Below are 13488 nucleotides of genomic sequence, written 5' to 3'. Positions count from 1 at the left end.
TGTTAAAAGTACCTTGGTGTAAGTATTCGATTCTTCCCGAAACCGATTTCATACCGAATCATAATCTCATGTGAACTGGGGGCAATGTCTTTGAGATTGTTCATTGTTCGGTCATAGGCGTAGCCAAAACGGAACTGATCTGTTAGCTGGACCTCTAATAACCCGATTACAGCGTCGGTTCCTACATTAGTCCAGTCAGAAAACTGGTTTCGACGGATTGAAGCGCCGATAGCAATACGATCTGCGAACCAAAAATTAATGTTCCCATCAAAACCTAGTGGCGCGCCGTCTACATATTTCACCAGCATAGAGGGTTTCATTTTTACTACCGGACTGATACCTACGACAAAACCGGCAGCTAGATAAGCATGACGACGCTGAGTCGAAAGCACGTTTCCAACATTGTATTCGGTCAGCTTATTTTTAATCAAACGAGGTACTGACAAGCTTATGTACGCCCGGTCATTACTCAGGTAAATACCCGTTCCAAAGTTTGGTAAAACCTTCGAAATATTATTGGCAAAAGCCGGATCAAGCTGCCCCGACCCGTCTGGATTTGTCCTGACATTGGCCAGATTTACGTTATAGCTGGCAGCACCGGCCTGCAAACCAAGTGCCAGTGTCGACCTGTTACCTACCTTAATCTTGAATGCATACGAGGCAAAGCCACCAGCTTCTGAAATGGCCCCGTATTTATCCCCGTACAGCTGTAAACCAACACCGACCCGCTCTCGATTCAAGGGCATATCCATTGTAAAAGTGGCCGTTTGCGGTGCCCCCTCTATACCCGTCCATTGATTGCGGTACAAAGCAGACATGCTTACGACATTTCGGCTACCAGCATAAGCCGGATTCAGTGCCATCATGTTAAACATATACTGCGAGAACATTTTGTCCTGCTGCGCCCGCACCTGACTGCTGCTGATCCCTAGGATCAGCAGCAGTCCGACGGCCCACTTTTTAGTTGAAAATTGATTCGACATTTTTATTAGCGGTTAATCGTCATGTAGCGTACAAACTTTCGACCATCGCTGGTACGGACCATATAGTAGTATGTACCGTCGGGTAGCCCATTGGCATCTGAGCCTACGGCAAGACCTCTGTTTGGCTTACTATCCCAATCATTGCGATAGTCTTCATTTTGATAAACCAAACTACCCCAACGGTTATACACCTCCAGGCTTACCGTCAGATTAGTCATCCCCTGAATGACAAACACATCATTAACACCGTCTCCATTTGGCGAGAAACCTTCAGGAATAAAGATTGCTTCAAACGATGGGGGAAGCGCCAATGGAGTGGCTTCGCGTTCGTTGTCATCCGTTGGATCGCCATTCCCGTTCAGGTCGGCGACAAGGCCGTTTGTGGAAACGTCAGATACTCTACCGGAAGGAGCAGAAGCCTCAGCCAATACGGAGTTGAGGAACAGAGTAGTACTGCCATTGCTACCTACATTGATCACAAACTGTAAGGTATCCGTTTTACCGGCGGCCAAACTACTGGTGCTGTCGCCTATGACAAGTCGTGGATCGGTGTAACCATCAAACTGACTATTCAGCTTCAGGGCACTACCGGATGAAGTCGTAATGGGTGCCTTCACCACGAAATATTTCGATCCGCTTGCCGTATTGAACACATTTACGAGTGAATCCCTCACCTCTACCCCTTTCAGGGTTGCCGTACCGAAGTTTTGAATGACGACCTGGTAGGTAACGTCAACGGTTCCGTCAGTCTGCCGAACCGTATCGGCAACAGCCATGGCCACGCCGATATGAGAGACATCCGAAATGTTGTTCAACGATATTGGGGTTGGAACATTACTCGCACGAGGATCAAGCGTTTTCTGCGGATCAGGATCGGTTCCCGAGGTAGAGGTATCAGCGACGACAACCTTATTGGGTGTCAAGGCCGTTGCAAAAGCCGTATTGTAGAACGTCAGAGAATCGGCATTTTTCACATTTACCCGTACCGTGAACGAAAGATCGCGTTTTGCACCGACTGGCAACGTGCTCAGCGAATCAACCAGCAAGTTGGTGATCGATCCCTGGCCTGTATACTGCGGATTCGCGGTTAGTCCGGCGTCAACAGTGATCGGAACAAGATTGCTGACGATTAATGCGCCATGGCCGAACGTTTTCGACAGGTTGTCAACCACCTGCACATTCGAGAGCGCTACCAGACCCATATTGCTCAGCTTAATGGTATAGGGAATATCGTACACCCCTTTTTCGACCAATGTAGGTGTTCCTACCGATTTGGCTACCCCTAGCAGCCCTACGGGTAAAGCAGCACTCGACGAGGTATCCCTCACCGTTACGCTAGCCGTGTTGTTGGCTAGGTTGGTATCTTTATTGTCGAGATACGTAATCTCTGCTTTATTGATCACCTCACCCTTCAGGGATAAGCTGGCCACATAAACGATAGACACGGACTGACCAACCTTCAGGCTATCAATGTGTTTGGTAATTACCCCATTCGCCAGTGTATAGGTTGAGGTTGGTGCACCCGACGGAGTCAAGCCCATCGGCAGTACGTTCCGGATATCAATATTATGCGCCGTATGAGGCCCGGAATTACTGACGGTGATGGTGTACGTTATCGTTTCACCATGCTTCACAATCGTTTTATCCGCCGTCTGGGTGATGCTTACATCGGCGTTCAGTGTATCGGCAGCACAGTCGAAGACTTTTACGATAACCTTTGACGGCTTGCTCGAACAACCTGACGCATCCTTCTCAATCACCCAATAGGTACCTTCACAAACCGAATCCGGACGGATCACAATGTTGGACGTATTGCATTCGCAAATACGATAAACATACGAGCTACCAACAGTGGTTACGGACAGTGCCTTCGTCAAGTCGACAATTTTAGATGGACAGGTATTCCGCAGATTGGTCACCAGCGGAGGCTGGATTGGATCGGCCACATGAACAACGACGCTGTCAGAGGCCACAGAAGCACATCCTTTTGAATCAAGCACCTGTACCGTATACACGCCACTCGTTTTCACGACAATAGACTGCGTTGTTGCCTTCGTGTTCCACAAATAACTGGCCGCACCGGCTGGTGCTTTCAGCGTTACGGAATCACCAAAGCATAGCTTCGTACCACCGACAACCGTTATGGTGGGTATCGACTTGCTACCCGTAAGGGTTAACACCATCTGATCGACAGCCACCGGACAGTCAGCATTGGTTGCGCTAACCGATAGCGTCAGGGTTACGGTACCCGACAGAATATCGGCCACACTAGCGGTGTAGATGGCATTGAGCGCATACGAATTGTTGAAAGACCCACTCCCGCTGGTTGTCCAGTGAGCTAGTTTGCCCGCACCGCCCATGGTTCCGCTCAATTGATAACGGGTTGTGGCACAAACACTGGCATCTACACCCGCATTAGCCGTCGCCGGATTTTGTCCGTCACACGGCGTTGGGTTATTACAGGTACTGATCTGTACATGAATCGTCGTGGGCAGGCTCAGACAGCCGCTGGTCGTTTTCTCAACCACATAATAGCTGCCAGTACCGACTGCCGCAGGGTTGGCAACTTTCGTTGCAGTGCTCAGCGATGCGTCCGTGTAGTACGCAAACACACCACCCATTGTTGCTGGGCTACTGGCCACTGCCGTTGCCAAATCCACCGTTAGCGATGGGCACGTGTTGGTTTTATCGACTACTGTCGGTTGCGGTACCTGCGGTATCACCGTGATGGCAATCGGGTTCGATACGACGCTTTTACACGTAGTCGAATTACTGCATTGCGCCGTGAAAGTCGCTGAACCAGTTGGCGTCACCACGATGGAGTTGCCCGTCTGATTATTCGACCAGATCACGTTACTTGTGGGCGAGCATCCCGTGGCTACCAGCGTCACGGGTGTGCCGAAGCAAACCGATGTACTGCCGGCAGCGGTTGTACCGCCGATCGCAATCGTCGGTGCACTGGGTACACCCACCGTTATTGTATTAGACGCCGACCAGTCACTGGTACACTGGTTGATAACGCATTTCACCCGATAGGCCGTCGTCGTCGTTGGCGTAACGGTCAATACATTACCGGTTGTACTGGTCGGATCCGACCAGACATAGGTACCTGTACTACAGCCGGTTGCCGTCAGCGAAATTGTTTCGCTCGTGCAAATAGCCGGTTTATCGACAGCAATAGCGGGAATAGCGGGTGCGCCAATTTTCAGGCTGATGAGCGACGATGGTGCGCTTACGCAGCCGTCCAGCGTGCAGGTAGCCGTCAAATTTTGATCGGTGGACACGGGTTTAGTATAGCTCGCGCCGAGTGTTCCATCCGACCAGGTTACGGTCCCCCCCGCACAACCGGTAGCCGTCAGGGATACCGTACCACCCGGACAAACGGTTAATGAGCCGCTGGCAGACAAGCTTGGCGCTGAGACTACGTTTACATTGACATTGGCACCGGCCACACTCAGATCAGCACATTTACTACCCATTAGCTGCCGTATGTCGGCAACGGTTGAGATTCCGTTTTTCACCGCTGCTACATCCAGGAAGTTGACATCTGTTGGATTTGCGTTGTAAACCAGCGTATGAATGGTATAGGCTGCCGCCGTCGACGATACGGTGAACTGGGCGGTCGGGCTTGTCTGCTGAACAACGCCGGTGCCCCCGTTGGCTAGTATGTATAGAACAGAATAACCGGCGGGTTGGACCAATCCTCCGTTCAGGGTAGCGCCTACACTGACGGTTGTACTTGATCCACCACAAACCGTTGGGTTCACCGCAACCAGTGTTCCGGCCATAGCCGAGCAATCGCCTGGATTGATAATAACGGTCGTGGACGTATTGCTCAGACAGGACCGGAATTGGCATTGGGCATAGTAGGTCTGTTTTCCTTCTGGCCGCACAACGATTGACGCCCCTTTGTTATTCCCGTTGATGTCGTTTGACGACCAGATAACCGTACCCGTACAACCCGTTGCCGTCAGGGTAACGGTACCACCCGGCGCAACAACGGTAGCCGAAGCGGTAATGGTTGGGGCAGCTACCGGAATGACCGTAATGGTATAGGCCTCTGTCGCGACACTTTTGCAGATACCATCCTGACAATACACCGTATACCCCGTCGTCACCGTTGGCGAAACAACGATACTCGTTGTGGTTTCACCCGTGCTCCAATGTGGCGTTCCCTGGCAATTTTTAACCGAGAATTTCACCTGCTCGCCGGGGCAGATTGTATCTGTACTGCACAGGCAGCGAACGATAGTGGGCGTTGGTGTCGCCGTAACCGTTATTGTCAGTACGTTCGACTGGACTGTTCCGCACTGGGTACCAGGCTGGCAGAGTGCGTAGAAGCTGTTGTTGGTCGGCGTGGGGGTAACCGAAACAACGGATCCCTCCTGGCCATCCGACCATTTTACGGTGCTGCCTTCACAGCCTGTTGCGGTCAGGGAGACGGGGCCACCACTACAGGTAGTCAGCGTCGAAGCGGTTACGACCGGCGGTGCTCCTGCTGACGTGTTCACGGTTATACGAACTTTATTGGATACGTCGCTTTCACAGGACCCTTGCTTGCAACTTGCCGAATACTCGGTTGTCGCCGTCGGATATATATCGATACTGGCACCGATCCGATCAATACCATACCACTGTACCGTGCCATCACAACCTCTGGCCGTTAAGGTTATCTTTTCTCCACTACAGATGAGCGTTTTGCTAGCCGAAATAATAGGCGCCGTTGGTGTTACAACCGTTACCGTTACGGTATTCGAGGCTGCACTCAGACAAGCCTGGTATTGACAACGGGCGGAATAACTCGTGGTTGCGGTCGGATTGACCGTGATGCTCGTACCCGTTTTTCCCTCGACACTCCAGACAACCGTTCCATTACAATCAGCTGCGGTCAACGTCACCGCTCCTTTTGCACAAATCGAATCAGTACTAGCCGTAATCGTAGGAATAACCGGCGCTACGATGTTGATGGAATAGACCGGCGATGATTTGCTTACACAGGCTCCATTTTTACAGGACACCGAATAGCTGTTATTACCCTGAGTCGGGGTAACGACGATGCTGCTGGTGGTGGCCGTCGTACTAGTCCAGATCGGGGTACCTACGCAGTTATTAACCGTCAACGTAACAGATCCACCCGGACAAACCGCCGTTGCACTGCTCACTATTGTGGGGGCAGGCATATCGGTGGCCATGTTAATAATTTTCTCGGCTGGTAAGCTGAGGCAGTTACCGATCCGACACTGTGCCGTATAGGTCGTTTTACCGTAAGGGGTTACCACAATGGATGCCCCCGTTTGGGCACCGTCCGACCATTCAATAGTGCCCCCTGAGCAACCTGATGCCGTTAGTGTTACCGACGCGCCGGGGCAAACATTGTCTGAGCTGGCTACAATTGTGGGCATTTTGGGATCAAGCACCGTTACGGTTATTGTATTGGAGCTTCCACTGGTGCAACTACCGATCACACAGCTAGCGGTGTAGGTCGTCGTCACGCTTGGGGTAGCCATAATCGTGGCTCCTGTTTTGCCATCCGACCACTTGATCGTCCCCCCCTCGCAACCTTTGGCACTCATCGTCGTTGTTCCGCCTTTGCAAATTTCAGTGATGGCGCAAACTACCGTTGGTGGCGGAACAGTACATGAACAATTGGCACTATTGACAGAAACCGTCTGGTCCTGCCAGCAGCCTCCTGCGTTTTTAATACGGACGGTGTACGTCATCCCCCCCACCAAGTTATTGGCAATCAATCCATTTTCTGGAACGATGAGTAGAACAGGATTGGTCGTGGTAAAGCTGTTGCCCTGTGTAATCGCATAGCTAAACGATGTTGGAGCACTCCCTAGACCATTGATTGTCAGTGAACCGTTAGCCAGCGGCTGGTTACCATTGCAGGTTGGCGTAGTTGGTACCAAGGCAAAACTTATGCTTTCCTCCTCCTGAATCACCATTGGGCAGCAGACGCCATTTGGACACTGACCCTGGTTTACTTTGACCGTAAATTCGCCTAGTTGAGAGGCTGTATAGGTCCGGCTTGTGGCCAGAGATATGGCTACGCCGTTGCGGTACCACTGGTAAGTTGTATAACCAGTTGGCGCAGACAACACCACATTCACGGGTGACCCTTTGCAAACCTTGATAGGCACTGTCGTGCAGACGGTAGCGGTATCACCTGGGACCACCGCTGTATTGTATACTACCCCAGTTTGAGTAATACTGGCAGAGAAACTAAGCGTCGCAACGGCACCAGCTGATAAGCTTGGAATTTTCCATATGCTAACTGGATTTTCCGCCGAATAGGTGCCTGTCGTAGTCGATATGGAACCTGGAACTAAGGTTAGTCCGCCACTCATCGCTTCCTGAACGTCAACATTCGTAGCTGGAACAGTTCCTTTATTGGTTATTGTTATCGTATACTTAACAACCTCACCGATCTGCGCGTTGGTCTTACTCACCTGCTTGGTTAAATCCAGAACAGGCTGAGGGTTTGGCGGACAGGTAATGCCCGGTAGTGTAAACACCTTGTCAGGGCAACCGGCCAAACTCACCGTTAAACTCAATGGCGTACCCGATGGAATACCGCTAATCAGGCCACTGCTGACAGTGCCTGTATTTACTTTTACGGTAGCACCAACTGGTAGTGTATAAGAAACTTCGTATGTGCCGCTAACCGCACCGCATACAGGAGTACCCAGGTTGATGGCTACATTCGTACATGGATCCGTACACGCGGGACTAGTAACCTGTCCCTGACCCACACACGTGCCATTGGTGGCTGTCACGACTAGATTCGTACCAACAGGAATACCAGATATCAAGTTACCAGCCACTGTACCAGCGTTTGCGCTTACAGTACCTGCAGTCGCCGTAAAGCTCACGGTGTAGGTATTTCCATTGCACACTGGGCTAGCTAGTGTTACAACAGGTTTTTGCTCAACTGTTAATGCCACACTAGCTGCCGGGGACGTACAGTTACCTACTGTTTGAGTAAGGGTATAGCCTACGACTCCCACATTTGTAGGAGTTGCGGTTACTGAGCTACCCGTTGCCTGCGACAAATTGGGACCTGTCCAGTTAAATACAGCATTGGGCACTCCACTGGCCGTGAGCTGAACCGTATTTCCAATACAAATCGTCTTGGATGAAGCAACTGAAATGGTCGGTAGCGGTAGTGCCCCTGGATCAACTAATGTTGCCGAAACCGGTGAACTTGAGCATCCGCCATTCGAGACTGTAAATGAATAAATTCCAGCCGATAATCCTGAAATAACTAGCTGACCGGAACCTGTCGCGGTTAGCGTTTGTGTTAAAAGGTTGGCTCCATTTTTTGTATAAGTAGTCAAATAGCTTTGATTAGCAACTAATCCTGTCAAGGTTAATTGACCATCTACTCCCGAACAGGAAGTAGGATTAGACGGAACAATACTTGCGACAGTCGTACCTGCTCCAATCGTAAAGGATGTCGTACTTGTTGCTGAACAAGATTGTCCGTTAGTAGCGATGACGGTGTAGGCATAGACCCCCGCCGAACTCAGCGTCGCCGTCACCGGGTTGCCACTGCTGGCAGTCAAGCCTGACCCCACCCAGCTGTAACTGCTGAAACCCGACGTCGCACTCAGGGTGAGACTGGCCGCACCCCCCGATATACAGTTCGGACCACTAGCCGCAATCGACACCGACCCTGAACCAGACCAGGAGATAACCACACACGCTCCATCACTACCCGTGTTACAGTTATCCCCCAGCGTGTTACAGATCGTCAACGAGCCCGGCTGGATCACCCCCCCCACCGTTGGATAGGTCAGCGTGTAAGCCCCCGTGCTGGCATTCAAACTCACATTGCCCTGCAGCGATGCGGGGCTCACCGTGAAGCTGCCCCACTGCTGGTTGGCCGCGGATACCACACTAGTGCCAGCGGGTAGGTTAGCGGGGTTCCAGTTGCGCAGCACCTGGGTGAAGTAGTTATTGGAATAGGTAGCGCTTGTGGCGCATAGGGTTTGGGTGTCGTCCTGGATGTCGGGCAACACCAGAGTCACCGTGTTGAGCGTCGCATTCTTACAGTACCGTTCCAGAGCCGGCTGACCTGCAGCCCGGGGTATCTGTAACGTTATTTCATTGTTGACGTTAGCGCCAAAGTTGGCGAGTATCGTACTCTGAATGGGCTCTCCATTGACCAGGATTCGGACCACCGAGGCACAACCCGTGCCCGGAAAGGAAAACAAGGGCACGGCAACACCCGCCGTAACGGGTGTTGCCGTGGTTTGGGGACCCGCCCCATCGGGGTCGATGTCCACCCCCGCCGGGGCCATGCCCACCTGGTGGACCGCTACCCCGCTTAACGCCGGTAGGGCCGCCAGTCTGGCATTAGCAATCTGTTCATTATCGATCACAAAGTCAGCCCAGGTCCCGTTGATGTTGGTGATCTGGAAGCTGGCATCCCGACCATCACTCCCCGGGGTGGTGAACCCGTTGGGAGTGATGATGGTGAACTGGCCGGTGACGGCCCGGTGCAGGCTGTTGTCTGTAGGGACGTACCAGGCCGTGTACCGATTGGCGGCCACGTCGTAGGTCAACTGGAAATCGACCAGGGGGGTGCGGCCCAAGGGGTCACAGCCGGGTACATTCTGGGCCTGGACAGAAGGTCTGGCCGCTCCGCCCAGCAGCAGCAGCAGCAGAATCCAGGGTCTAAACCACATTATTTTCTCTACAGATTTCATGGTAATCGGATTTAATTTCTACTTGTTGTGTTCATTTATACATTCTCATGACTCCATCTAAGTCCTGCCTATCCTTATGGCAATTGCTGCCTGATAATGAAGGACGGATTATTGAGGACATTGCTTGGGTGTTGAATCATGATGTTGTATATGATATGCGAGTCGTTCTCCTGGCCCTGGAAGATCGTCTTCCCATCCATGTTCACATCCCCGCTGTAGTACCCAGGCAGGATGTAAGAAGGTATGTTTAGACCGTTAGCTGGTGCCGCTGTTACTTGCGTGAATACTTCCTGAGGATCGTTGAGCTGACCCTGGTAGATCGTCTTGTCATCCCGGTTGGCATTCCCACCCCACAGGGCATAGTAACCTGCCGCCCACGAAATATCCCGACGCTCTTTGTCCCCGTATAGGTTCACTGCCAGCGGATCCGTTGTGTCATGCCAGATCTGAGCTGGTGTCAACTTGCGGAAGTCCACCGACACGTTCACCGATCCCGTGTTCAGGCTCACACTCGACTGAGTCATCGCCCCCAGGTGGTTGCGGTGACGAACCGCTACCTGATAAGTGCCACCCGCCACGTGGCTGATGTCCAGACACGAACGACCATCCATGTCCACGATCGCCCCGTTGCGCAGCACCAGACCCGAACGCGTGTACCTGACCACCGAGGGACTGGACGGATCCCGGAACTCCAAGAGCACCCAGTCCACCACCGAACTGTCCCCACGGGACGCCAAAGCCACCGCCGGGTTGAGAATCGTCTCGGCGAAGGGGTCCAGGGCGGCAATCGAGCCAGCCCCACCCGGATAGAAAGTGGTCAGGTAAGGCGCCGTCCGGTAGGGGTCGCTCAGGGGAATCAGGTTCTGGGCCCGCAGCTCATCCCGCATCAGGGGCTCGTTGTTGGCACCCGTTGGGGGGTTGGCAGGCCAGATGCCATCGGCATCGACCAGGGCTCCCTGGAGGTAGACGAAGGCGTTGAGGCAGGAGGCACAGGTGACGGGCAGGATGACGGCCGAGCCGGTGGCTACGCAGCCCCGGGCATCGGTAATGGTCACCGTGTAGGTACCCGAGGAGACACCCGACAGACTCGCCGTGGTGGCCCCGTTGCTCCACAGGTAGGTGTAGGGAGCCGTGCCCCCGCTGATGCTCAACTGTATAATGTTCGCTACCGTTGAGGGGCAGACAATCCGAGATGGACTATATACTGCCACAATCATTGCGGGCTGACCGATCGTCACCTGACCACTGGCCCGGCATCCGTTGCCATCCACCACCGTCACCGAGTACACCCCCGCAACCAGACCACTCACACTGCTGCCACTGGCACCGGTGCTCCAGAAGTAACTGTACGGACTACTGCCCCCGCTCACCACCACACTCGCACTGCCGCTGGCCGTCGCATTACAAGACGCATCCACGTGACTCAGCGTCAGCACCGGACCACTCACCGAGTTGACATTCACCACGGTCGTGCTCACACAGCCCCCCGCGTCACTCACCGTCACCGAATAAGCTCCCGATACCAGACCACTCACGCTGGCCGTGCTGGCCCCGGTGCTCCAGCTATAGCTATAAGGCGCCGTGCCTCCACTCACCACCACACTCGCACTGCCGCTAGCCTGACCGCAGGCCGCCGGGGCGCTGCTGGTCACCAGACTCAGGTTGCTGCTGCCCGGCACGCTCACACTCAAGGTGCTGGCACAGCCCCTGCCATCCGACACGCTCACCGTGTACACACCCGCTGACAGGCCGCTCACCGAGCTGCCACTCAGCCCGTTGCTCCACTGGTAAGCATACGGCGGCAGGCCCCCGCTGGCACTCACACTGATGGCCCCCGTCGCCTGACCGCAGGCCGCGGGCGAGACACTCACCAAACTTACCACCGGGGCTTGTGAACCCGGCAGGTTGATCGAGCCGCTCACCCCCGTGCAGCCGTTGGCGTCGGTGATGGTCACCGAGTACACCCCGGCGGCAAGGCCGCTGATGGTCTGACCGCTCTGGCCATTGCTCCACAGGTAGCTGTAGGGAGCCAGGCCGCTGGCTGGCGTGGCCGTGATCTGACCCGTGGCCGAGCCACACTGGGCCGCCGTCACCACCAGGTTGAAGCCGATCGGAGTCGGACACAGTACCGGGCAGCTTGGCGGACTCACGGCCACCACCTGCGTCAAGGAGCAACTGCTGCTCACTGCCGTCAGGGTCACCGAACTGCCCACACTGATGCCACTCACTACCCCATTGTTGACCACTCCGCTGCTGGCTGTTACACTCACCCCACCCGGAGCGGTAAAGTGGATCGAGTAGGTCGAGCTGTTCCCGTCACAGAAGGGGCCACTCAGGCTCATCAGCGGACTGGCTGGACAAGTCGGCGTACAGCTCAGTGGGCTACCGATCACCTGGGTCTGGGAGGCACAGCCCGCCAGGCTGGCCACCACCGTGATGTTGGTGCCGACCGTACCGGTGACTACCCCCAGGATGGGCAGCCACGTACCGCCCGCCACCGTCAAGGTGGCCCCTGCACTAGCCGTCACTGAGGCTACATAGGTCACCCCATTGAGACACACCGCGTTGCCCGTCGAGAGGTTGATGGCCACCGAACAGCTCGTACACAAGGCTGGGGTCACCACCGTGCGGCTGCTCACACAGCCCCCCGCCACGCTGGCACTCACCACCACCTGGCTACCCGCTGGAATATTCGTTATCGTATTTAAGAGCGCGTTCACCACGCCCACGTTGGCTGTCACACTGGCTCCCGCACTGGCCACAAAGCTCACCGAGCTGAGGCCCGTCACCGGATCACACACCGGACCCGTCACCGTCAGCACCGGATTCTGACACACCGGTGGACACACCGGACTGGTCAAGGCAAGGACCTGACTGAGCGAGCAGCTGTTGACCGCCGTCAAGGTCACCGAAGTGCCTAAACTAATGCCACTCAGCACATTGCCCGTGAGCACTCCCGCACTGGCCGTCACCGTGACACCCGACGGGATGCTCAGCACCACACTATACGTGCTGCCGTTGTTGTCACACGAAGTTACCCCGCTCACCAGCGGATTGACGGCCTGGCACGGATCTACAGTCGTACACGAGGCCGGACTGCCGATCACCTGGGTCTGGGAGGCGCAGCCCGCCAGGCTGGCCACCACCGTCACACTGCTGCCCACCGTGCCCGTCACCTGGTTGCCCACCAGTGTGCCGCCGAAGGCCACGACCGTCGCCCCCGGGCTGGCCGTCACCGAGGCCACAAAGCTCACCCCATCCACGCAGATGGCGTTGCCCGTCTGTAGAGCGATCGGCTGCGAGCAGGTCGTGCACAAGACCGGCGTCACCACCGTGCGGCTGCTCACACAGCCCCCCGCCACGCTGGCACTGATCACCACAGCCGTGTTGGCCGGGATACCCGTAATCGTATTTAATAAAGCGTTTACGGTGCCCACGTTGGCTGTCACACTGGCTCCCGCGCTGACCGCGTAGCTCAGCGTGCTGAGCCCCGTCACCGGATCACACACCGGACCCGTCACCGTCAGCACCGGATTCTGACACACCGGTGGACACACCGGACTGGTCAAGGCAAGGACCTGGGTCAGCGAGCAGCTGTTGACCGCCGTCAGCGTCACCGAAGCACCTAAACTAATGCCACTCAGCACATTGCCCGTGAGCACGCCCGCACTGGCCGTCACACTGACGCCCGACGGGATGCTCAGCACCACGCTATACGTGCTGCCGTTGTTGTCACAAGAAGTTACCCCGCTCACCAGCGGATTGACAGCCTGGCACGGATTCACATTCGT

The 13488-nt window shown here is 54.8% G+C and carries 2 protein-coding genes and 1 pseudogene; all 3 read right to left on the bottom strand.

Features of this window, described 5'->3' with window-relative positions:
- Positions 1–2: 2 nt before the first annotated feature.
- On the bottom strand, positions 3–983 hold the full coding sequence (locus tag ACYU8Y_RS00015) for a PorP/SprF family type IX secretion system membrane protein (protein ID WP_460932905.1): 981 nt from the start codon (positions 981–983) through the stop codon (positions 3–5).
- 5 nt (positions 984–988) lie between these two features.
- Positions 989–9697, bottom strand: coding sequence for a T9SS type B sorting domain-containing protein (locus tag ACYU8Y_RS00010; protein ID WP_460932903.1), 8709 nt, complete (start codon positions 9695–9697; stop codon positions 989–991).
- 74 nt (positions 9698–9771) lie between these two features.
- Positions 9772–13488, bottom strand: a pseudogene (locus ACYU8Y_RS00005) (hypothetical protein); the annotation flags it as partial.

Source organism: Spirosoma humi, from assembly GCF_054776575.1.
Note: the sequence above shows the minus strand (reverse complement) of the source record. Positions and strands in the feature narration are given on the sequence as shown.

Excerpts from the sequence above, each read along its gene's own strand:
- ACYU8Y_RS00010 (WP_460932903.1), bottom strand. The coding sequence starts at position 9,697 with ATGAAATCTGTAGAGAAAATAATGTGGTTTAGACCCTGGATTCTGCTG.
- ACYU8Y_RS00015 (WP_460932905.1), bottom strand. The coding sequence starts at position 983 with ATGTCGAATCAATTTTCAACTAAAAAGTGGGCCGTCGGACTGCTGCTG.